Source organism: Corynebacterium sp. NML140438 (assembly GCF_001875725.1).
Taxonomy (GTDB): Bacteria; Actinomycetota; Actinomycetes; order Mycobacteriales; family Mycobacteriaceae; genus Corynebacterium.
Genome location: NZ_MLCQ01000029.1, coordinates 385,748 through 406,784, shown reverse-complemented (window position 1 = coordinate 406,784; position 21,037 = coordinate 385,748). Strand labels below are relative to the sequence as shown.

Sequence of the window (21,037 nt, the reverse complement as noted above, 5' to 3'; positions counted from 1 at the left end):
TGCCAGCGAGCCTTTCACCATGTGGCAGACGTGATAGTTTGTATCGTAAACAAGATTGGCGGAGAGATGAAACAGGTTGAACTGATGGTGCGTGCGACCTGCGGGTCGTGTGAGCGGGTGGCTGCGCAGATCGCCCCGGTTGTCGAACAGTGCGGTGCGCAATTAACGCTTGTAGATGTCGACGCCTCTCCGTCCCTCAACGCCGAATTCGGGGACCGTGTCCCGGTTGTGGTGATTGACGGGGAAGAGTTTGCGTGCTGGGAAGTGGATAACGCCGACCTGGCCGAGGCACTGTCAGAGTGACGCGCTATCCTTTGGTTTGATTCACGGCTGACTGGAGGGATTGAGTGAGTGTTCTCGTTGTAGGGATGTCGCACCGCTCGGCGCCCGTTGCGTTGTTGGAACGCTTGAGTATGGATGATGCGGTGCAGCATTCGGCGGCGTCGGCGCTGGTGGAGCGCCCGTCGTTGTCCGAGGCGATGATTATTTCGACGTGTAACCGGCTTGAGGTGTACACGGTTGCGAACGCGTTCCATGCGGGTGTGCAGGACGTGTTGGCGGTGCTGGCTGAGGTCTCCGGGGTGAGTGAGGCGGAGCTGCGCGGCTACTTGTATGTGCGGTATTCGGACGCGGCTGCGGAGCACTTGTTGACGGTCGCCTCCGGCCTGGATTCCATGGTGGTGGGGGAGCAGCAGATCATTGGGCAGGTGCGGACTGCGTATACGAACGCGGCGGAGCAGGGCACGGTGGGCCCGGCGTTGCATTCGTTGGCGCAGACGGCGCTGCATACGGGGAAGCGCGTGCATACGGAGACCGCGATTGATGAAGCGGGTGGCTCGATGGTGACCTTCGCGTTGGATACAGCGATGGAGACGCTGGGGGTTGAGTCGCTGGACGGCCAGACTGCGCTGGTGTTGGGGGCTGGCGCGATGAGTTCGTTGGCGGCGACGCAGTTGGGGAAGCGGGGCGTCGATAAGTTGATTATTGCGAACCGCACTCGTTCGCGTGCGGAGCGGTTGGCGGAGCACGCCCGGGAGGCCGGGGTGGCTGCGGAGGTCGTGGACTTTAATGCGCGCGCGGGGGCGTTGGGGCGTGTGGATATTGCGGTTTCGGCGACGGCGTCGGACGGGTTCACCATTTCGGGCGAGGACATTTCGGGCCCAACGATGTTGATTGACTTGTCGCTGCCGCGCGACATTGACAACTCGGTGCTGGAGCATGAAGGCGTGCACCTTATCAACATCGAGTATTTGCACGAGCAGCTGCACCACGCGGATTCGGAGGACTCGAAGGCGCTGCAGGCCGCGGAGGCGATTGTGGCCGAGGAGGTGCAGGCGTTTAGCTCCGAGCAGCGGATGCGTGATGTGGGGCCGGCGGTGGCGCAGCTGCGCCGGGTTGGCGCGGAGATTTCGCAGGAGGAGCTGGCGCGGTTGCGCAAGCGCCTTCCTGACATGGATGAGCAGGATTTTGAGCAGGTTGCCCGTTCGGTGAAGCGTGTGGTGGATAAGTTGCTGCATACGCCGACGGTGAAGATGAAGGAGCTGGCGGCGCGTTCAGATTTGGTTAATCTGGAGACCGCTGTTGAGGAGCTGTTTGGGGTGCGTCCGGTGTCCGCCGCTGCCACGATGGATAGGCTGCCGAGCCCCGACGAGTTGAAGTTGAAGGAGTCATAAAACTTATGCTGAAAATTGGTACGCGGGGTTCGCACTTGGCCACGACGCAGGCCGGCCATATGCGTGACGCGCTGATCGAGCACGGTTACCCGTCTGAGCTGCATATTGTGACGACGGCCGGGGATGTCTCCCACGCGCCGGTGGAGCGCATCGGCGTGGGCGTGTTCACGTCGGCGCTTCGCGACGCCCTCTTCGACGGCGAGGTCGACGTCGCCGTGCACTCCTTCAAGGACTTGCCGACGGCCCCAGAGCCTCGCACCTACCTGATCGTTCCTGAGCGCGAGGACCACCGCGAGGCGCTCATCGCCCGCGATGGCTTGACGCTGGACACGCTGCCGGAGGGTGCGAAGGTGGGCACCTCGGCGCCGCGTCGTATCTCGCAGCTGCGCGCGCTGCGCCCCGACCTGGAGATCCTTCCGCTGCGCGGCAATATTGAGACGCGCATGGGCCGGGTGGAAAGCGGCGAGATGGACGCGATTGTCCTGGCGTACGCGGGCCTGGTCCGCGGCGGGTTCGCGGACCGCGCCACCCAGATCTTCGACGCTGAGGTGTTTATGCCGGCCCCGGCGCAGGGCGCGTTGGCGGTGGAGTGCCGCGTCGACGACACCCCGCTGCGCGAGGGGCTAGACAAGCTGCTGCACGCGGACTCCTTTGCGTGCGCGGCGGCGGAGCGTCAGGTGCTGGCAACCCTGGAAGCGGGCTGCACGGCCCCGGTTGCGGCGCACGCCACGATTGTGGATGGCACGATGACGTTGCGGGCTGGGGTGTTCGCCGTGGATGGTTCGAAACAGCTGGTAGAGGAGGCATCAGGCACGGACGCCCGTGAGCTGGGCACGCGGCTTGCGCAGACGCTGATTGGCCGCGGGGCGGCAGAAATTATGCAGTAAGTTTTCAGACAGGTTTTGAAACACGGCGTATGCAAATTAAGGTGTAACTACCATACGTCCATTCGTCTCGGTGTATAGGGGTCCTTTTGTGTCCGTTGTACGCCGGGACACTTCTTTACGCCTTTTATAAGACCAGAAAAGACCAGTTTGATGACACTGCCTTCAGTCACTCCCCAGCCGGGGAAGGTGATCTTCGTCGGTGCAGGACCGGGCAATCCCGATCTGCTGACGATCCGTGCCCGCCAGGTGATGGAAAACAATTCTATCGCCTTGGTGGAACCGGATGTTCGTGAGGGTGTCCGAAACGTTCTTGCCGCAGCGTGCGCGGTGCCGCAGGAGAAGATTGACGCTGCTGAGGCGCAGTATGAGGCGATGTGTGCGGAGGCGAAGGCGTCGGGGGCGCGGCGTCGCCCGCCGAGGCCTGCAGACCCGACCGCGGCTGAGGTTGTAGAGGTGCCGCTTGGCGCGGACGATATTGTTGCGCGGTTGCGTTCGGCGCTGCAGGCTGCGGCCGAGGTGATCCGCAAGGGGGATGACGGTGACGGGGATGTGATCCGTCTGGTCAGCGGGAACCCGCTGACGCGCGATGCGGTGCGGGAGGAGATCGCCGCCGTGGCGGCCGCCGGCCTGGAGTTCCAGATTGTGCCGGGGATGTCGCTGCCGTCGACGGTGCCCTCCTTTGCTGGGATCGCGCTTGGTTCAACGTATACGGAAGCAGATCTGGCGAACGGGCCAGTGGACTGGGATCAGTTGTCGCAGGCGCCGCAGCCGTTGGTGTTGCAGGCGGTGCGCGAACAGCTGCCGGAGGTAGCGTCGCAGTTGATGCAGCGCGGGTTCCCGGGCGAGCTGGCTTGCAGCGTTACCGCGAACGGGACGACGCGCCTGCAGCGCACGGTGGACGCGACCCTGGCGACCCTGGCATCTATTGACTCGGTGGCGGCAGATTTGCCTGGTTCTTTGGTGGTGACGCTCGGTACTGTGAATGATGATCGTTCGAAGTTTTCGTGGTGGGAGAACCGCCCCCTGTACGGGTGGCGCGTGTTGGTGCCTCGCGCAAAGGAGCAGGCGGAGGCGATGAGCAGTCGCTTGGCGTCGTACGGGGCGATTCCGCAGTCGGTGCCGACGATTTCCCTGGAGCCGCCGCGCAACCCGGCGCAGATGGACCGCGCGATCAAGGGCATCGTGGAGGGGCGCTACCAGTGGGTGGTGTTCACTTCGACGAACGCGGTGCACGCGGTGTGGAAGAAGTTTGAGCAGCTTGGCCTGGACGCCCGCGCGTTCGCGGGTGTGCACTTGGCTGCGGTGGGCCGCAAGACGGCGGAGGCGCTGCGCGCGCTGGGGATGAGCCCGGAGCTGCTGCCGCACCGCACGAAGCAGAACGCCGCTGGCTTGGTGGAGGTGTTCCCCGAGTACGTGGAGGACATCGACCCGGTTTCGAGGGTGTTGTTGCCGCGGGCGGACATCGGTACGCATGTGCTGGTGGATGGCTTGATTGAGAAGGGCTGGGACGTCGAGGACATCGTGGCGTACCGCACGGTGCGCGCTGCCCCGCCGGCCCCGGAGGTGCGCGACATGATCAAGACCGGCGGGTTTGACGCGGTCTGCTTCACGTCCGGCTCGACGGTGCGCAACCTGGTTGGAATCGCCGGTAAGCCGCATCAGCGCACGATTATCGCGTGCATCGGCCCGATGGCCGCTGAGGCTGCGCGCGAGCAGGGGCTGCGTGTCGACGTCGTACCAGAGGTCGCGGACGTGCCGTCCCTGGTGGACGCGCTCGCCGAGCACGTCGCCGCCCTGCGGGCAGCGGGGGAGCTGCCGCCGCCGCGGAAGAAGCGGAGGGCGCGTCGGAAACCGGCGTTATGATGTAGCACATGACTACATATCATCTTCCACGCCGTCCACGTCGCCTCCGCCAGAATCCTGCGATTCGGCAGCTCACCGCGGAGACGCGACTGGCTCCGGCCGATTTTATTTTGCCGTTGTTCGTGGCTGATGGCATCACCGAACGTCGAGAGATTGCCTCCATGCCGGGGGTGTACCAGCACACCACGGACACCCTGAAGGCGATCTGCCACGAGGCACTCGAGGAAGGCGTCCGTTGCGTGGACCTCTTCGGCGTGCCGCTCGACGAGGATAAGGACGCCACGGGTTCCGTCGCGTGGGACCCAGAGGGCATCCTGAACCGGAACCTGCGCGCACTGCGCGAAGAGTTCGGCGACGACCTGCTGATCATGGCTGATACCTGCCTGGACGAGTTCACGGACCACGGGCACTGTGGCGTAGTGGGCGTCGATAAGTATGGCAACCAAGTGGTGGACAACGATGCCACCTTGGACCTCTACCGCGACATGGCGCTATCGCAGGCCGCTGCGGGCGCGCACATCGTGAGCCCATCGGGGATGATGGATGGGCAGATCGGCGTGATCCGCGAGGCACTCGACGCCGAGGGCTACCAGGACGTGGCGATCATGGCGTACTCGGCGAAGTACGCGTCGAAGTTCTTCGGACCATTCCGCGATGCGGTCGGTTCCTCCCTGAAGGGCGACCGCCGCACCTACCAGCAGGACCCGGCGAACGTGCGCGAGTCCCTGCTTGAGACCGAGCTCGACATCGAGGAAGGCGCCGACTTCGTGATGGTCAAGCCTGCCCTGCCGTACCTGGATGTGCTGGCCCGCGTGGCGGACATGTCGCCGGTGCCGGTGGCGGCGTACCAGGTGTCGGGCGAGTACGCGATGATGGTTGCCGCTGGCCAAAACGGCTGGATCGACTTCGAGGCAACCATGATGGAGTCGCTGATCTCCATCAAGCGTGCTGGCGCGGACCAGATTTTGACGTACTACGCAATCGAAGGCGCACGTGCGCTGAAGGAGCTTCATGGCTAACACACCTCCCGTGGCGCAGGCCCCGGCCCCGACCAACCACCGGAAGGACGAGTCGCCGAAGCACCAGCCAGAGGCGGTGCGCTACCTCCTCGGCGCGTGGGCGGTGATGATCCTTGGGGAGCTGCTGCACCAGATCCTCTCCGTGGTGGTGACGGTGCTGGACCCGGCTGCGCTGCGTGAGGCGGCGAAGCAGGCCGCGAAGAACCAGCCGGAGGCGATCCCGGACAACCTGATGCACGCGAGCATGTACGCCACGGTGGTGCTGATGGCGCTGCTGCAGCTGGGCATCATCGTGGTGTTTGTTCTGGCGTTGCGCTCGGTGCAGCGTCGCGGGAAGTGGGTCCTGAACGCGACGCGGGTGCTGCAGGTCTTCTCGGTGTTCTTTGCGCTGCGCGTGCTCACGCTGTTCTTGATGACGCCCGCTGCGACCAAAGTGCCGGTCGCGCTGTTCGCCGTCGACGGTGCGGCGCAGATCGTGGTCGGTGTGGCAGGTGTGCTTGGACTGTTCTATGCTTCCCGGAAGGAATCGCAGGACTACCTGCGTCCGGCTGAGCAGCAGCAACAGTAGGGAAGAAGTGGAGTAACGGCGCATGGCTGATAATGTGACGCGCTCAATTGACGACGCCCGCCTCGCGGCCAAGGACGCCGGCTTCGACCCGGATTCGAGCCACTCCGAGGACAGCAACGGCAATCCGCTGCGCCCCCACGCTTCCTACGCGTTCGAGCTCGAGGGGCTGGAGGATGGCGCACAGTTGCGCGACATCGAGGAAGCCCTCGAAGAGCTGCCGGGCGTGCAGGCGCGCCTGGTGTACCCGACGAAGATGGCGTGGGTGACCGCGCCGGATACCACGGCGCCCCACACGATCGCCGAGGTGATGCAGCGGTTCGGGGTGGAGGTGCAGCTGACCGATTCGACGCTGCGCCGCCGAGCCCAGGGGCATTCGGTGGTGGATCACACGCCGCCGCGGCGTGGCACACGTGGCATGTCCGGCCGGATGCGGCGGTTGAAGGAGCACGAGCAGCGCTCGCTGCGTTCGGCGCGTGCGAGCGGGTTCGTGCGCACTGCCCGTCGGCGCCGCGGCATGATGCGCGGCCAGGACGTGCTGTTTACCGCCCGCGACTTGGTGACGCCGCTTCGCATGTGGGTCGCCCTCGTGCTGAGCATCCCGGTGATCCTGATGGCGTACATTCCCCAGTTGCAGTTCCCCGGTTGGCAGTGGTGCTCATTAGCGCTGTCCACCCCGGTGGTGCTGTGGTGCGCGTTCCCGTTCCACCGCGCGATGCTTGGTGGTGTGCGCCGCGGGATCTCCGCGCTGGACGGCGCGAGTTCGATCGCGATTTTGGCCGCCTGGTTGTGGTCGGTAGTCGCGGTGGTGCTGACGTCCGCGGGGCAGATCGGCTGGACTACCAGTAGTGGCTGGGTGCCGCACAAGATGAGCCACGACGTTGAGATCTTCTTCGAGGTCTCCTGCGCCGTGACCACGTTGCTGCTGGTGGGCCGCTACTTCACCATGCGCGCCCGCCCCCGGCTCATGGAGGACCTGCAAGCCCGCAACCCTGATCCTGACGCGGTGTACACGGTGGTGCGCCGCTCGCGGGCGGGCAACGTGACGGAGGATGATTTCCCGGCAGTCGAGCTGAACAAGGGCGATGACGTCTACGTCAACGCCGGCGACATCATCCCGGCTGACGGCGAGGTCGTCGGCGGCTCGGGCGTGTTGAACCCGCAGATTATCGACGCCCGCGAGCCCTCCGAAGTGAAAGTCGGCTCAACGGTGCGCGCCGGGTCGGTGCTGCGGAGCGGCAAGATTAAGATGCGCGTGGAGCGCGTCGGCCACACCACCCGCCTGGGCGCGGTGGAGCGTTGGGTGGACGCGGTGCTGCGGCACCAGAACGAGGCCACACTGATGTCCACGCGCGCGGCGGGCCTGCTCATCCCAGCAGCGTACGCGCTGGCCGTACTGGACTTCGGGCTATGGGTGCTGCTGACTGGCAACTACAACGCGGGATTCTCTACGGCGTTGGCCATCCTGGTGGTGGTGGCGCCGGTGGCGCTGGCGATTTCGCCGTCGCTGGCGATCCGCCTCGGCATTGAGTCGGCGGTGCGCAACGGCATCCTGATCCGCGACGGTGAAACGTTCCGCGCGTTGGATTCGACGGACACGGCCGTGTTCAACCGCGTCGGCACCCTGGTCAAACCGCAGATGACGGTGGAGACCGTTACCGCCGAGCGCGGCGAAAGCCCGGAGATGGTGCTGCGTGTGGCGGGGGCGTTGTCGGTGGAGTCCAACCACCCGTCGGCACGCGCGATGGTGAAGGCTGCGCGTGAGGCGCGCGACGGACGCACGAAGAGCGCCGACGTGCCGTCGTGGATCGAGATGACAAATGAGGAAATCACCCCCGGCGGCGAGTTCCGCGGCCGCCTCACCTTGACGTACGGCGACGAGGACGAGGACCGCACCGAGTCCTTCGACGCCTGCCTATGGCGCCCCACGAACCTGTCCCAGCTGCACGGCCGCCTCGCGATGGCCGCTACCGCCGGCGGTACCCCCGTGGTGGTGCGGTGGCGTGGCAAGGACCGCGGCGTGATCACCCTCTACGACCCCGCGAAGGACGACGCCCGCGAGGCCATTGACCGACTGGAACAGATGGGCGTCGAGACGGTGATGCTCACCCGAGATACCTACCCGGTGGCACGCCGCTTCGCGGACTTCTTGGGCATGTCCAACGTGCTCGCCGGCATCACCGCGCCGGACAAGCCGGGGGCGGTACGCGCGATCCACACGAAGGGGGCCACGGTGGCCATGGTCGGCGACGCCACCGCGTTGCCCACGATCAAGGTTGCGGACGTCGGCGTGCTCTACGCCACCGACGACCTTATCGACGCCCAGTCCTCCACCATCGCCCGCGCATGCAACGCCGTGCTGATCCGCGATGACGTCTCCGCCGTCCCGCAGCTCATCGCGCACGCGCGCCGCGTGTGCCACATCATCGACTACAACATGATCTTCGCCTGGGCGTATAACTCCACCGCGGTCGTGCTCGCCGCGATCGGCGTGCTGCCACCGGTGGGGGCCACGCTGCTCATGCTGGGCAGCTCGCTCGTGATTGAGGCGCACTCCTCGCGGGCAAATCATTTTCCCACCTAAACCGCAACGGCGGTAGTGTGGGAGACTATGACCAGACGCGACCTTTCTTCTGCCCCACTCATTGAGGCCGCCAACGGCCGCACGCCCTCCCGCACCCCGGTGTGGTTCATGCGCCAGGCCGGGCGCTCGCTGCCGGAATACCGCAAAGTCCGTGAAGGCATCTCCATGCTGGACTCCTGCTTCATGCCGGAACTCCTCGCCGAGATCACGATGCAGCCTGTGCGCCGCCACGACATGGACGCGGCGATCCTCTTTTCCGACATCGTTGTGCCGCTGAAGGCGGCGGGCATCGGCGTTGAAATCGTGCCGGGGCGCGGCCCTGTGATGGAGAAGGCGATTACGACGCGAGGGGACGTCGATAATTTACCGGTGCTGGACCACAACGTTGAGGAAGTCGCCAAGGGCATCGAGATCATTCTTGATGAGCTCACCGACACCCAGGCCCTGATCGGCTTTGTCGGCGCGCCGTTTACGCTGGCCAGCTACCTCATCGAGGGCGGGCCGAGTAAGAACCACGAGAAGACGAAGGCCATGATGCACGGCGACCCGGACACGTGGCACGCCCTGATGCGCCGCCTCGTGCCGACCATCAGCGCGTTCCTGCGCACGCAGGTCGACGCCGGCATCGACGCCATGCAGCTCTTCGACTCCTGGGCTGGCTTCCTCACCGAGGCTGACTACCGCGAGCACGTCTTGCCGTACTCCATCGAGATCCTGAAGGAGGTCGAGGGGGTCATCCCGCGCATCCACTTCGGCGTGGCCACGGGTGAGCTGCTCGGCGCGATGTCGGAGGCCGGTTCTGAGGTGATGGGCGTCGATTGGCGCGTGCCGCTCGACGTCGCCGCCACGCGCTTTGCGTCCCCGCGCGTGCTGCAGGGCAACCTCGACCCGGCGATGCTCTTCGCCGGCCCCGCCGTGGTGCAGGAGGAAGTGAGCCGCATCAAGGCTGAGGCCGCCCGAGCTATCGACGCCGGCACCGCCACCGGCCACATCTTCAACCTCGGACACGGCGTCTTGCCGACCACCGACGCCGGCGCCATCACCGACGCCGTCGCAATGATTCACGAAGCATAAATTCCATAAAGTAAGGAGATCCCCATTGAATATCGCCATTGTCGGTGCAGGGCTCGCCGGGCTGACCGCAGCGTTTGAGCTACGCAACTCCGGCCACACCGTCGACGTCTACGAAGGCAACGACCGCATCGGCGGCAAGCTGTACACCGTTGCGTTCGACGGCGGCCCCACCGACATGGGGGCAGAGGCCTTCATCGCGCGCCGCTCGGAAGCGAAGCAGCTCGTCGAGGAGCTGGGACTGCAGGACTCGCTGGTTTCCCCGTCGGGGATGCGCTCCCTGCTGTACGTCGACGGAGAGACCCGCGCCATGCCGGCAGGCGGCATGATGGGGATCCCTTCCACCTCTGAGCCGGTCGCGCACTTGGTCAGCGAGGAAACCGCGCGCCGCATCGACACCGAGGCGGGGCGCGAGGGCTTCGAGTGGACCATCGGCGGCGACATGAGCGTCGGCGCCCTGGTCCGCGAGCGCTACGGCGACGACGTCGTGAACAACATCGTCTCCTCCCTGCTTGGCGGGGTGTACTCCTGCACCGCCGACGACCTGGGCATTCGTGCCACAGTGCCGCAGCTCGCCGCCGAGTTCGACCGCCTGGCCGCCGACGGCCCCGTGCACTTGTCCACCGCGGTCGCCAACTTGGAGGCGGCCCGGAAGAAGGCCATGGCGGCCGCTGGTTCCTCGAAGCCCTCGAAGCCGGCGCCCATTTTCGCGTCCTTCCGCGAGGGCTACCAGGAGCTTTACGAGGCGCTCGCCGAGCAGTCCGGCGCCAACATCTACGTCGACGCCTTCATCCCGTCCATCAGCCGCGAGGGCGAAGGGTTCCGCCTCAAGGGGGGCGAGGACACCGTCTACGACCGCGTGCTGTTGGCCACCCCGGCGCCGACGACCGCGCTGTTGCTTCGCGACATTGCCCCCGAGGCCTCCGAGGCGCTCCGCGCCGTCGAACTGGCGAACTCCGCCGTGGTGGGCCTGCGCTTCGCCACCGACGAGGGCCTGCCGGAGAACTCCGGCGTGCTTGTCAGCACGGATGCGAAGGACGTGCACGCCAAGGCGTTTACGCTTTCGTCGCGGAAGTGGCCGCACCTCGCGGAGCGCGGCGGTGCGCTGGTGCGCGCCAGCTTCGGCCGCTACGGCGACAACATCGCCCTGACCGCCAGCGAGGATGACCTCGTGGACTGGGCCCTCGACGATCTGCAGACCATCACCGGTTTCGACGGCCACGCCACCGGCGTCGAGGAGATCTTCGTGCAGCGCTGGCTCGGCGGCCTTCCGCGTTACGACGCCACCCACCTCGCTACCGTGGCCAAGGTCCAGGAGGCCCTTGCTGGTGTCGACGGAGTTGGCGTGACCGGCGCCTGGGTTGCCGGGGTTGGGGTCCCGGCCGTGATCGGCAACGCGCGTGAGGCCGCGCAGGGCCTCCTCTAGGCGGAAGCGCGCACTGCTGACGAACCCCCCGCTCAACCCGGACCTCGGGTTGAGCGGGGGGTTCGTCGTATTTTTAGGGGCGGGCCTTGCCGTGGAACCAAAAAGGCACCCACACCACGTCGCTGGCATCTAGTCCCCAACTCTTCACAGCGAGCGCGCGTACAGCCTTGGTCAGGTCACCTTCCCCCGAAACCCACACCGAGCGCGGCGGGGCGGGGGAGAAGCGCTCGCGCAGGGTGTTGAGAGCCGCTTCGGTTTCGCGTGTCTTTTCCGTGTCGACGATGGTGAGGCTGCCCAGTGCCGCGCTCCACTCGTCGACGAGCCCGTCTTCCACCTCATCGGAGGACGTGATGATGGCGACGACGTGGGTGTCGGCGAGCGCTCCCGGCGCATTGGTCCACTGATAGGCCAGGATGTGGCGTAACGCGGGAAGGGCGGAAGCATCGGCGACAAGCAGTTGCGAATCCGTTGGTGGCGTCCACAGTGCGGGGCACGTGAACATGCCTGCGGTGTCACCTGGCCGGGCCCGACGCACCCACCGTGATCCCGGCCCAGAATCGCCGTGGGTGACCACGTCGACGTCGATAAGCTGCTTGTCGCGATCGAGGCTGCGGATGGTGTACCAGCGCAGGTCGGGGCGGGTTTCCTCCGGCATTGCCGCGACGGCGGCGCGGACGTTGACCCCATCGACGCTGAAGGGGGTGAAGGGTAGGCCGTCTTGAGGCATGACGAGGCCGAAATACTCGTCTGGGCCACTGAGGGGGAAGTCGGCGAAAGCATCGCTGGTGAACGTAAGTCGGTGGAGACGCGGTTTGAGTTTGGTGTTGGAGACGACGGTGACAGGGTGCAGAAAATGCGTGAACATGGGCATCAACCGAGAGTTTATAAGGTGAGGCTTGCGTAAGATGTAGTGGAAACCCTACTATACGTAAAGCTTTAACGTAGTTATTTCCTTGTGCTCTCATTCGGCACCCAATTTGCAAAGATACCGATGTTACCCATGACCATTTTCTCTCGACGGATCATCAAACTCGCCGCCGCCACGCTCACCGCCGGCCTCGTACTCACCGGGTGCTCTCGTGGGGAAGGGGAGGCCCCGACTAAGCAGGCAGACCAGGAAATGAGGGTGGCCAGCCTCGGTCTCGGGGACGTAGATACGCTTCTCGCGCTCGGCATCACCCCCGTCGCCATCGCCCCCTGGGGCGCGCAGGGCGACGGTGACCCTTCCGGCGTCGGACCGTGGGCAAAAGAGATGCTTGGCGACGCCCGCCCCACTACCATCTACAACACCGCCAGCGGCTTCACCGCTGACGTTCTCGAGCAGGTCGCCGCCACTGACCCGACGCAGATCATCGCCGTCAACCAGGCCGTGGACGTGCAGGCCCAGGACTCACTGGAAAATATCGCGCCGACCACCCTGAAGCCTTCAGGGTACGAAGACTGGCAGATCCCGTGGGACAAGCAGGTGGAAACGATCGCTGCGGCGGTGGACAAGGCACCGGAAGGCGAGAAACTCATCGAGGACACCAAAAAAGCCTTTTCCGACTTCAAAGCGGACCATCCTGAGCTGGAGGGCAAGCGCGCCGCCATCGTTATGCCTTACGAGGGCAAGATTGGCCTCTACACCGCCGGCGACGGCCGTGGCCAGTTCATCGAGAGCCTTGGCTTTACCATCCCCGAGGACTTGCAGGGCGACGGCTCGAGCTTCTTCGTGGACTACGCGCCCGAGAACTATGCCGCGCTCAACGACGTCGACTACCTCTTCGTGCTCGACTACAACGGCGCCGTCGACGCCCTGAAAAACACCCCCGCGTTTGCGAACCTGGATGTGGTCCGCGACGGCCGTGTGCGCTACCTGGAGACTGACGCCGGCAACGCAATGAGCATGCCAAACCCGGTGACCATTCCGTGGGCCATCGAGAAATTCGCCGAGCAGCTTCCCTAGCCCCGCCACCCGTGGAACGCATCGGACGGCCACTGACTCATGCACACACTGAATCCGAAATGAGTGCGATAACAATCCCTGCCACTGCCCGGCCTCGACGCCGGGCAGTGGCATTCAGGCTGCTTGGTTTCCTGGTTTTCGCGAGCCTCGCCGCTGCGGCGGCGTCGCTCTTCGTCGGCTCCCGCTCGGTAGCGCCCGGAGAGCTACTGGCTGCACTGGGTGGCGCGGGCAATGCCGAGATCGAGAGCATTGTGTGGGACCTGCGCGTGCCGCGTACCCTGCTCGCCTATGCAGTGGGGGCCGCTCTCGCAGTTGCCGGGGTGCTTGCCCAATCGTGGACACGTAATCCTCTCGCCGACCCAGGTTTCATCGGTGTCACCGCCGGCGCCTCATTCGCGGTGGCGCTAGGCACGGTCCTCGGTGCCGCGGGCACTCTCGGAGGCAGGGCTGCCCTGGCTTTTCTCGGTGCGGCTGGAGCGGCCTTCCTCGTCACCGTCATCGCGCGCCGCTCAAGTAGTCCGCTGACTCTGATTCTCATTGGCGTGGGCGTGGACACGTCGCTGCGCTCCGCGGCCATGCTCATCGGGTTATACGACACCGATGTCCTCGACGCGATGCGTCATTGGACCGTCGGTTCGACGTTTGGCCGCAGCTACGCTGACGCTGCTCTGGCCTTGGCCGGCCTCATTGTAGGGATCGCGATCGCCGGCCTGGCCGCCCGTCCTCTCGACCTTTTGTCTATGGGCGAGGAAACCTCGCTGGCCCTGGGCGGGTCCCCGCGTCTGGCGCGCACGCTCGCGGCGCTCGGGATAGTGGTGCTTGCAGGCAGTGCTACCGCGGCTGCTGGCCCTGTCGTCTTCGTCGGTTTCGCAGCCCCCCACTTGCTGCGCCCCGTCCTTGGCCCACAGGTCACCCGTTTGGTCGCTCCCTCGGCGTTGCTCGGCGGAACCATCGTTTTGCTCGCCGACATCATCGGTCGTGTCGTGGCGCGCCCGGGCGAATTGGAAATGTCCATCGTGGTTGCGCTCGTCGGGGCGCCTGTGCTCATCGCCGCAGTGCATCGGGGCGCTGGGCGGCGGAAAGGAGTTGGTTCGGGTGCGTGACCAGGTAGAAACACCGTCCGCTTCGCAGATTCAAGACCGGCTGGGCAGGCAGCGGTGTAGCAGGGTTCGCTCGGCCGCCGAGGCAACCGCGATTTTCGCAGTGGTGGCCGCATGCGCCTACGTCGTGCTGTTGGGGCAGGGTGCGGTCAAGCTCACCCCCAGCGAAGTGGTCACAGTGCTCACGGGAGGTGGCACTGCACGAGAGATCGCCGTGGTGTGGGACTTGCGTCTCCCCGTGGCATTGGCGACCCTCATCGTCGGCGCCGGTCTTGGTGCCGCCGGCGCGTGGACGCAGACGATGTCGCGCAACCCCCTGGCCTCCCCGGATATTCTCGGGGTGACCTCGGGGGCATCGGTCGCGGTGGTGCTGGGCACAGTCACTGCCCGCCCTGCGTTCGCGGAGGCAGTCCCCGAGTTCTGGTGGCGCGCTGGACTGTCCCTGGTCGGTGCCGCCGCTGTGATGGTGCTGCTGGTACTGCTGGGTGGGGTGGGCTCCGGTACCCGGATCGTACTCATGGGCTTCGCGCTGTCGCTGATGTTTCACGCCGCGGTAAGCTACCTGCTGCTCAAAGCGGAGCTGCTGCGGGCCGCGGAGGCGCAAACGTGGCTGGCGGGCTCAACGGGCTTCGTGCGCGCGGACGCCTTGGTTCCCCTCTTGGCAGGTTTGGCTCCGTTCGTGGCACTTGGCGCGTGGTGCGCGCGGGACCTGCCGCTGTTGGCGCACGATGATGCGTCGGCGGCGACGCTCGGCGTCAACGTCCGGGCGCGGCGCGCGGCGCTGCTCGTCGCCGCGACTGGGGTATCTGCGGTGACGGTTTCGGCTGTCGGCCCAATCGGTTTTGTCGCACTGATTGCCCCGCATCTCGGGCGGATTGTGGCACGCACCCCCACACCCGATCCTCTGGTGTCTGCGGCCGCGGGCTCAGCTTTGCTGTCTTTGTGCGCCGTAGTTGCGGGTGCGCTTCCAGTCGCAGCGCCAGTGGGAGCTGTGTCTGCTGTGATCGGGGGCATCGCACTAGTGGTGCTAGTGTTCCGCGCAACGACGAGGGTCAGCTGATGGTCAACTTAAGCACTGGAGGTTACATGCCAACGATGGTCGCGGAAGGAATCCGTGCAGGCTACGGCGCTGGGCAGGATGTCGTACGCGGTGTGAGTTTCACGGCGCGCGCCGGGGAGGTGACCACCCTGATCGGGCCGAACGGCTGCGGGAAGTCTACGTTGCTCAAGACGATGTCGAAGCTGCTCGTCCCGCGCGAGGGAACGGTGACGTTTGACAACACACCCATCCACACCTTGTCCCCGCGCGAGGCGGCCCGGTGTGTCGCGCTGCTGCCGCAGCAGCCTACTGCCCCGGATGGGCTGTATGTGGGGGAGCTCGTCGCCCGTGGCCGCCACCCCCACCAGGGGCGGCTGGGCGGAGAATCCTCTGCGGACCGGGAAGCCATCGCAAGTGCCTGCAGAGCTACCGGCATCACGGATCTGCTCGACCGGGATATCGCCGCTCTCAGTGGCGGCCAGCGCCAGCGGGTGTGGTTAGCCATGACCTTGGCGCAAGACACCCCGCTTCTGCTCCTCGATGAGCCGACGACGTACCTTGATCCTGCCCACGCCATGGAGATGCTCGACCTGGCGCGCGAGCAGTCGCGTCGAGGCAAGGCTGTGGTGATGGTGCTGCATGACCTCATGTTGGCAGGGATGTTCTCCGACAAGATGGTGGTGCTCAAAGACGGCCGCGTCCTGGCGCAGGGCAGTCCCACGGAAGCGCTCACCCCAGACGTGCTGGCCCGCGCCTACGGGCTGCGGGCCGAGGTGTGGAAAGACCCGGCGGGGGTCGCCCCCGTCATCGTCCCGCGCGGCACCGTGGGGTAGCTGGTGCATCAGGAGAGGAGATCTTCGTGCAGCGCTGGCTCGGCGGCCTTCCGCGTTACGACGCCACCCACCTCCCCACCGTGGCCAAGGTCCAGGAAACACTTGCTGACGTCGACGGTGTTGGCGTGACCGGCGCCTGGGTTGCCGGGGTTGGGGTCCCGGCCGTGATCGGCAACGCGCGTGAGGCGGCGCAGGGCCTCCTCTAGGCGGAAGCGCGCACCAAATTCCTTGATCTGGGACGTCGACGTCGCGTTCCCCCAGGTCGCGCCCCTTGTGCAAAGGAATTTGGTGTCACCCCAGTTGGTCCGAGTGACAAAAGACGCAACTCGAAAAAGTGGGGTCAGCATAACCGCAGGTCAAAAAAGGGCTAGCTAACAAGAGGTGCGTCTTTCGTCACTGGTGCGCATTCTGTTTAATCCAGGGTTTTGCCCTTCTGCTCAGGCAGGACGAACGCAGCCGCGGCTGCCACGGTGAACGCCACCGCGAAGACCACGAACACGCTGGCGTGGCCACCGAAGGCCAGAACCGGCGGGACGATCAGCGGCGCCAGGATCGAGCCGACCCTGCCGAAGGCAGCTGCAGCGCCGGTGCCGGTGGCGCGGATCTGGGTGGGGTAGAGCTCAGGGCCGATGGCGTAGAGGGCACCCCAGGCGCCCAGGTTGAACAGGGAGAGCAGGCAGCCAGCGGCGATGATCTGCCAGGGCGCGGTGGCGAACCCGTAGAGCCCCGCCGACACCGCCGACCCGGCCAGGAAGACGGCGAGGGTGGTGCGGCGCCCCCAGACCTCGATGAGCCAGCCTGCCAGAGCGTACCCGGGCAGCTGGGCCAGCGTGATGATCAGCGTGAAGCTGAAGGAGCGCACGAGGCTGAAGCCTTGGTCCACAAGCAGGGAAGGGATCCAGGTGAACGCGCCGTAGTAGGCGAGGGACACGCAGAACCAGACTGTCCAGAAGGCGGCGGTGCGGGCGCGCAGTTCGGGGCCCCAGATGTGATGGCTGGAACTTGCATCGGGATCGGCGGTGGTGGCGATGGGGGCGTCGACAAGCAGTTCGGGTGGGACTTGTTCCTCAAAGCTGCGGACCACTGCCTCTGCCTCCTCGTCGCGGCCGCGCGACTCCAGGAAGCGGACCGATTCGGGCAGCTGCATGCGCACATACAGCGCATAGAGCGCGGGCACTGCGCCGAGCGCGAGCCCCCAGCGCCAACCGTTTTCACCCTCGGCGACGACGAACGTGCCGATGACCGCCGCCAGAATCCAGCCCGCCGCCCAAAACGCCTCGAGCCAGACCACCATCCGCCCGCGCACCTTCAGCGGCGCGAACTCGCTCACCAGCGTGGACGCGACGGGCAGCTCCGCGCCGAGGCCAAGGCCGGTGAGGAAGCGGAAGATGAGCAGGACGGTAACCGACCCGGCGAGCGCCGAGGCCCCCGTCGCCACGCCGTAGACGAGGAGCGTGAGGGCGAAGACCTGTCGGCGCCCCAGCTTGTCCGCGAGCAGGCCGCCGAGGGAGGCGCCGACCGCCATCCCGATGAACCCCACGGACGCGATCCAGCTCGTGGTGGTTTTCTCCAGGTCCCAGTGCACCGCCAGCGCCGCGATGACGAAGGAGACCAGCCCCACATCCATCGCGTCCAGCGCCCACCCCACCCCCGATCCGACGAGGAGCTTCTTGTGCTTCGGGGTGACCGGCAGCCTGTCGAGGCGCTGGGTGCGCGTCAATGGTGTTTTCATGGGAAAAACCTTAGACCAAGCCTGTGGATATTGTGGGAAATTCGATCAAAATACCTGGTAGTCTGCCGGTATCAAGAAGCAGCTCGGACTCATGCTCGTTACTACCTGCTCAGCGACCATGTTGGTGGCCCCGCAAGCCATGGCGGAGGAGGCGCAACCAACCCGTCAAAGCCGGCTGCGCCAATCTGACCGACACTGAAAAGGACGACTCCTCCACCGGCGGCATCATCGCCGGCGTGGTGCTCGGGTTGCTGGCACTCATCGGAATCGTGGTAGCCACCAACCCAGGAATTCTCAATATGTTTTAGGTAGGTACACTCTCTGCTTATGCAAAGCGAGGAGCACACCACACCCGAACCAGAATGGTGGGAACAACCAGGCATGCCCTGGAACAGCAAACCAACCAAGGCCGACTACTGGTGCCTCGGCTGGTTCGGCTTCGTAGGCATCTTCGGCCTCGCCATGATCCCGCTTCGCGCCTGGCTACTCGGCCTGCACCCGCCCATCATGCTGGCGATTACCGGTTCGCGGATCGGCGCGGCGTCGACAGGCGCGCTCGCGGCTGTTGGCGAGGTGCAGCACTGGCTGGGCTACCTGCTCATCGGCACGCTGATGGCCATCAAGTTTGACTGGATCTACTGGTGGGCCGGCAAACTGTGGGGGCGTGGCATCCTGGACGTGCAGGCGCAGAACTCCAAACGCAGCGCCCGCAACATTGCGCGCGTGGAAACGTGGGCCCTGAAACTCGGCTGGCTGGGCATCTTCCTCGCCTACGTGCCGATCCCGCTTCCCATCGCCTTCGTCGTCTTCGTGCTGATGGGCATGACCGGCATGCCGCTGTGGAAGTTCATGGTGCTGGACTTCATCTCCAAAACCCTGTGGTCACTGGGCTATTTCGCCCTCGGTTGGTGGATCGGCGAGCCCGTGGTGTACGTGCTGGAGCAGTACGCGAAGGTGGCCAACTGGATCGCCATCGGGCTGATCGTGGTGATCATGTTCGGCGCGTTTAGGAGGCAATCGAAGAAGGCGTAGGTGCGCTGCCTGGCCGAGCAGTGACAAAAGACGCACTTGGATTTGATACAGACATTCATAGTCGCAGGTCAGAAATGGGCTATCTTTTCCTGGCTGCGTGATTTGTCACTCGGCGTCGCGTTTCCCTAGGCGCACCCCAAAATTAGCGGTACACCACCACTGAGGAGAAGTCCTCATCCCCGTGGCCCTTCTTCTGCTGCTCCTGGAGGGAGGCAACCGCGGTGCGGTTCCAGACCGTGAGGTCGTGGTCACTGATAAGCTTGAGCGCTAATTCGGTACACATACGGCAGAGGCCTAAAAAATGCAATCTTCATATCGCCTAGGATAGGCAACTATGACGAAGACGAACCTGACTTCAGAAAATACTGCTCGTTCTGCTGAGTTGTTTGCGCGTGCTCAGCGGGTCACGCCGGGTGGGGTGAACTCGCCGGTGCGCGCGTTTGGCTCGGTGGGTGGGCAGACGCGCTTTATTGAGAAGGCGTCCGGCAGCAAGCTCATAGATGTCGACGGCAATTCCTACGTCGACCTGGTCAACTCGTGGGGTCCGATGATCCATGGCAATGCGCACCCGGCGATCCTGGAGGCCGTCGAGAAGGCGTTGGTGAACGGGTTGAGCTTCGGTGCGCCGACTGAGGCCGAGGTGGAGATCGCGGAGATGATCACGCAGCGCACCTCGGTGGAGGAGGTGCGCATGGTCAACTCGGGTACTGAGGCGACGATGTCGGCGGTGCGTTTGGCGCGCGGGTACACGCAGCGTCCGAAGATTATTAAGTTTGATGGCTGCTACCACGGCCATGTGGATGCACTGTTGGCGTCGGCAGGCTCCGGCATTGCGACGTTCTCGCTGCCGGATTCGCCGGGGGTCACCGGCGCACAGGCGGCGGACACGATCGTGGTGCCGTACAACGACATTGAGGCTGTGAAGCGCGCGTTCGCGGAAAACGAGGGCCAGATCGCCGCCGTGATTGCGGAGGCGGCCGCCGGCAACATGGGCACGGTGGCGCCGCAGGACAACTTCAACGCGAAGCTGAAGGAGGTCTGCCACGCCAACGGCGCCCTGCTCATCCTGGACGAGGTGATGACGGGCTTCCGCACCTCCTACTCCGGCTGGTACGGGGTCGACGGTGTTGCGGGTGACCTGACGACCTTCGGCAAGGTCATCTCGGGTGGGTTGCCGGCGGCGGCCTTTGGTGGACGTCGAGAAGTAATGGAGAAGCTTGCGCCGAACGGGCCGGTGTACCAGGCGGGCACCCTGTCGGGGAACCCGGTGGCGATGGCTGCGGGCATGGCGTCGTTGCGCCTGGCCAGCGAGGATATTTACCCGGTGCTGCACCGCAACGCGGACAGGCTGGAAGATTTGGTCAGCTCGGCGCTGACGCGCGAGGGCGTGGCGCACCACATCCAGCGCGCGTCGACGATGCTGTCGGTGCGCTTCGCTGAGGGCGAGGGCCACAATTTCGACGACATGAAGGCGGCGGAGACGTTCCGCTACGCGCCGTTCTTCCACGCGCTGCTGGACCACGGTGTGCACGCGTCCCCGAGCCCGTTCGAGACCTGGTTCGTCTCTACGGCGCTGACCGACGACGACTTCGCCACCATCGAGGCCGCGCTCGTCCCGGCTGCGAAGGCCGCAGTCGCCGCGACCCCGGAGGGCCAGTAAATGACGCGAACTGTTGTCCACCTGGTGCGCCACGGTGAAGTGTTCAACCCGAAGAAGATTCTCTACGGGCGCCTGCCGGGCTACCACTTGAGCTCCCGCGGCTACTCGATGGCGGCTGCGACCTCGAAGTTTTTCGAAGGCCGCGACGTCACCTACCTGGCGGCTAGCCCGCTGCTGCGCGCGCAGGAGACCGCGCAGCCGATTGCGGAGGTCACCGGGTTGGAGATTGATACGCGGGAGGAGATCCTGGAGGCCGGCAACACCTTCGAGGGACTGCGCACCAAGGGGTGGCGCTCCCAACTGTGGAACCCGGTCCGGTGGCGCCACATGTTCAAGCCCTGGGAGCCGAGCTGGGGCGAGTCCTACGAGGACATCTTCGCCCGCATGGACGTCGCGATTGAGGACGCCCGCCAGCGCGCCGAAGGGCACGAGGCGGTCATGGTGAGCCACCAGTTACCGATCGTGACGGTGCAGCGCTACGTGCAGGGCAAGCCCTTCGCGCACGCGAGTCGTCGCTGCGAGCTGGCCAGCGTGACGTCACTTGTGTTCGACGACGACGTTGTTGTTGACTGGTCATACTCAACTCCCGCATCCGCGATCTAACCTGG

At 65.4% G+C, this 21,037-nt stretch carries 21 protein-coding genes; 18 read left to right on the top strand and 3 right to left on the bottom strand.

The features are described 5' to 3' along the window. The first annotated feature begins 66 nt into the window (after positions 1-66). The 9 genes from BJP08_RS10550 (at position 67) to BJP08_RS10510 (ending at position 11,088) form a co-directional block, all read left to right on the top strand. Positions 67-303 carry a glutaredoxin family protein gene (locus tag BJP08_RS10550; protein WP_071569598.1) on the top strand — a complete coding sequence of 79 codons (237 nt, stop codon included), beginning with the start codon at positions 67-69 and terminating at the stop codon, positions 301-303. A 44-nt stretch (positions 304-347) separates the two neighbouring features. Continuing rightward, positions 348-1,673 carry a glutamyl-tRNA reductase gene (locus tag BJP08_RS10545; protein WP_071569501.1) on the top strand — a complete coding sequence of 442 codons (1,326 nt, stop codon included), beginning with the start codon at positions 348-350 and terminating at the stop codon, positions 1,671-1,673. Between the two features lie 5 nt (positions 1,674-1,678). Then, positions 1,679-2,560 (top strand): hydroxymethylbilane synthase, encoded by an 882-nt coding sequence (hemC, locus tag BJP08_RS10540; RefSeq protein ID WP_071569500.1) that lies wholly within the window; start codon positions 1,679-1,681, stop codon positions 2,558-2,560. Between the two features lie 150 nt (positions 2,561-2,710). Beyond that, positions 2,711-4,423 carry a uroporphyrinogen-III synthase gene (locus BJP08_RS10535; RefSeq protein ID WP_071569499.1) on the top strand — a complete coding sequence of 571 codons (1,713 nt, stop codon included), beginning with the start codon at positions 2,711-2,713 and terminating at the stop codon, positions 4,421-4,423. An 8-nt stretch (positions 4,424-4,431) separates the two neighbouring features. Further along, positions 4,432-5,442, top strand: a complete 1,011-nt coding sequence (gene hemB, locus BJP08_RS10530) for a porphobilinogen synthase (RefSeq protein ID WP_071569498.1) — start codon at positions 4,432-4,434, stop codon at positions 5,440-5,442. After that, positions 5,435-6,010 carry a hypothetical protein gene (locus tag BJP08_RS10525; protein ID WP_083428524.1) on the top strand — a complete coding sequence of 192 codons (576 nt, stop codon included), beginning with the start codon at positions 5,435-5,437 and terminating at the stop codon, positions 6,008-6,010. Before hemB ends, BJP08_RS10525 begins: the two co-directional genes overlap by 8 nt. 22 nt (positions 6,011-6,032) lie before the next feature. Beyond that, on the top strand, positions 6,033-8,591 hold the full coding sequence (locus tag BJP08_RS10520) for a cation-translocating P-type ATPase (protein WP_071569497.1): 2,559 nt from the start codon (positions 6,033-6,035) through the stop codon (positions 8,589-8,591). A gap of 27 nt (positions 8,592-8,618) precedes the next feature. Then, on the top strand, positions 8,619-9,665 hold the full coding sequence (hemE, locus tag BJP08_RS10515) for a uroporphyrinogen decarboxylase (RefSeq protein WP_083428523.1): 1,047 nt from the start codon (positions 8,619-8,621) through the stop codon (positions 9,663-9,665). A 25-nt stretch (positions 9,666-9,690) separates the two neighbouring features. Further along, positions 9,691-11,088, top strand: coding sequence for a protoporphyrinogen oxidase (locus BJP08_RS10510; protein ID WP_071569495.1), 1,398 nt, complete (start codon positions 9,691-9,693; stop codon positions 11,086-11,088). 73 nt (positions 11,089-11,161) lie between these two features. On the opposite strand, the gene BJP08_RS10505 is transcribed toward BJP08_RS10510, so the two are convergent. Then, positions 11,162-11,953 (bottom strand): siderophore-interacting protein, encoded by a 792-nt coding sequence (locus BJP08_RS10505; protein WP_071569494.1) that lies wholly within the window; start codon positions 11,951-11,953, stop codon positions 11,162-11,164. Positions 11,954-12,088: 135 nt separating this feature from the next. On the opposite strand from BJP08_RS10505, the gene BJP08_RS10500 reads away from it, so the two are divergent. Genes BJP08_RS10500 through BJP08_RS10480 form a run of 5 tightly spaced genes read left to right on the top strand, consistent with a single transcriptional unit; the run spans position 12,089 to position 16,211 of the window. Then, complete coding sequence (locus tag BJP08_RS10500; RefSeq protein WP_071569493.1) at positions 12,089-13,033, top strand: ABC transporter substrate-binding protein; 945 nt, start codon at positions 12,089-12,091, stop codon at positions 13,031-13,033. Positions 13,034-13,092: 59 nt separating this feature from the next. Next, on the top strand, positions 13,093-14,136 hold the full coding sequence (locus BJP08_RS10495) for an iron ABC transporter permease (protein ID WP_083428522.1): 1,044 nt from the start codon (positions 13,093-13,095) through the stop codon (positions 14,134-14,136). Positions 14,137-14,164: 28 nt separating this feature from the next. Continuing rightward, entirely contained in the window at positions 14,165-15,193 is a 1,029-nt protein-coding gene (locus BJP08_RS10490) for an iron chelate uptake ABC transporter family permease subunit (protein ID WP_177221760.1), read from the top strand. Positions 15,194-15,228: 35 nt separating this feature from the next. After that, positions 15,229-16,005, top strand: a complete 777-nt coding sequence (locus BJP08_RS10485; protein WP_143110108.1) for an ABC transporter ATP-binding protein — start codon at positions 15,229-15,231, stop codon at positions 16,003-16,005. Positions 16,006-16,031: 26 nt separating this feature from the next. Further along, complete coding sequence (locus tag BJP08_RS10480) at positions 16,032-16,211, top strand: hypothetical protein (protein WP_071569490.1); 180 nt, start codon at positions 16,032-16,034, stop codon at positions 16,209-16,211. 206 nt (positions 16,212-16,417) lie between these two features. Here BJP08_RS10480 and BJP08_RS10475 read toward each other — a convergent pair whose 3' ends face one another. Then, the gene (locus BJP08_RS10475; protein WP_071569489.1) at positions 16,418-17,737 is read right to left on the bottom strand and encodes an MFS transporter; all 1,320 of its coding nucleotides are present in this window, start codon (positions 17,735-17,737) and stop codon (positions 16,418-16,420) included. Between the two features lie 23 nt (positions 17,738-17,760). Between BJP08_RS10475 and BJP08_RS11740 the strand changes: the two genes are divergently transcribed. Together BJP08_RS11740 and BJP08_RS10470 are read left to right on the top strand one after the other, a co-directional pair. Next, positions 17,761-18,045, top strand: a complete 285-nt coding sequence (locus BJP08_RS11740; protein ID WP_177221756.1) for a hypothetical protein — start codon at positions 17,761-17,763, stop codon at positions 18,043-18,045. Between the two features lie 19 nt (positions 18,046-18,064). Then, positions 18,065-18,769, top strand: a complete 705-nt coding sequence (locus BJP08_RS10470; RefSeq protein WP_071569488.1) for a DedA family protein — start codon at positions 18,065-18,067, stop codon at positions 18,767-18,769. A gap of 142 nt (positions 18,770-18,911) precedes the next feature. On the opposite strand, the gene BJP08_RS11735 is transcribed toward BJP08_RS10470, so the two are convergent. Next, positions 18,912-19,052, bottom strand: a complete 141-nt coding sequence (locus tag BJP08_RS11735) for a hypothetical protein (protein ID WP_177221755.1) — start codon at positions 19,050-19,052, stop codon at positions 18,912-18,914. A gap of 51 nt (positions 19,053-19,103) precedes the next feature. Here BJP08_RS11735 and hemL point away from each other — a divergent pair, with 51 nt between their 5' ends. Next, a complete protein-coding gene (gene hemL, locus BJP08_RS10465) occupies positions 19,104-20,429 on the top strand; it encodes a glutamate-1-semialdehyde 2,1-aminomutase (protein WP_071569487.1) in 1,326 nt (441 codons plus the stop codon). Then, positions 20,430-21,032 carry a histidine phosphatase family protein gene (locus BJP08_RS10460; protein WP_071569486.1) on the top strand — a complete coding sequence of 201 codons (603 nt, stop codon included), beginning with the start codon at positions 20,430-20,432 and terminating at the stop codon, positions 21,030-21,032. Positions 21,033-21,037: the final 5 nt, after the last annotated feature.

What these genes read in the sequence shown, in the direction of transcription:
- BJP08_RS10550 (WP_071569598.1), top strand. Translation starts at nt 67, where the DNA reads ATGAAACAGGTTGAACTGATGGTGCGTGCGACCTGCGGGTCGTGTGAG.
- hemC (WP_071569500.1), top strand. Translation starts at nt 1,679, where the DNA reads ATGCTGAAAATTGGTACGCGGGGTTCGCACTTGGCCACGACGCAGGCC.
- BJP08_RS10535 (WP_071569499.1), top strand. Translation starts at nt 2,711, where the DNA reads ATGACACTGCCTTCAGTCACTCCCCAGCCGGGGAAGGTGATCTTCGTC.
- hemB (WP_071569498.1), top strand. Translation starts at nt 4,432, where the DNA reads ATGACTACATATCATCTTCCACGCCGTCCACGTCGCCTCCGCCAGAAT.
- BJP08_RS10525 (WP_083428524.1), top strand. Translation starts at nt 5,435, where the DNA reads ATGGCTAACACACCTCCCGTGGCGCAGGCCCCGGCCCCGACCAACCAC.
- BJP08_RS10520 (WP_071569497.1), top strand. Translation starts at nt 6,033, where the DNA reads ATGGCTGATAATGTGACGCGCTCAATTGACGACGCCCGCCTCGCGGCC.
- hemE (WP_083428523.1), top strand. Translation starts at nt 8,619, where the DNA reads ATGACCAGACGCGACCTTTCTTCTGCCCCACTCATTGAGGCCGCCAAC.
- BJP08_RS10505 (WP_071569494.1), bottom strand. Translation starts at nt 11,953, where the DNA reads ATGTTCACGCATTTTCTGCACCCTGTCACCGTCGTCTCCAACACCAAA.
- BJP08_RS10500 (WP_071569493.1), top strand. Translation starts at nt 12,089, where the DNA reads ATGACCATTTTCTCTCGACGGATCATCAAACTCGCCGCCGCCACGCTC.
- BJP08_RS10495 (WP_083428522.1), top strand. Translation starts at nt 13,093, where the DNA reads ATGAGTGCGATAACAATCCCTGCCACTGCCCGGCCTCGACGCCGGGCA.
- BJP08_RS10485 (WP_143110108.1), top strand. Translation starts at nt 15,229, where the DNA reads ATGGTCGCGGAAGGAATCCGTGCAGGCTACGGCGCTGGGCAGGATGTC.
- BJP08_RS10475 (WP_071569489.1), bottom strand. Translation starts at nt 17,737, where the DNA reads ATGAAAACACCATTGACGCGCACCCAGCGCCTCGACAGGCTGCCGGTC.
- BJP08_RS10470 (WP_071569488.1), top strand. Translation starts at nt 18,065, where the DNA reads ATGCAAAGCGAGGAGCACACCACACCCGAACCAGAATGGTGGGAACAA.
- BJP08_RS11735 (WP_177221755.1), bottom strand. Translation starts at nt 19,052, where the DNA reads ATGTGTACCGAATTAGCGCTCAAGCTTATCAGTGACCACGACCTCACG.
- hemL (WP_071569487.1), top strand. Translation starts at nt 19,104, where the DNA reads ATGACGAAGACGAACCTGACTTCAGAAAATACTGCTCGTTCTGCTGAG.
- BJP08_RS10460 (WP_071569486.1), top strand. Translation starts at nt 20,430, where the DNA reads ATGACGCGAACTGTTGTCCACCTGGTGCGCCACGGTGAAGTGTTCAAC.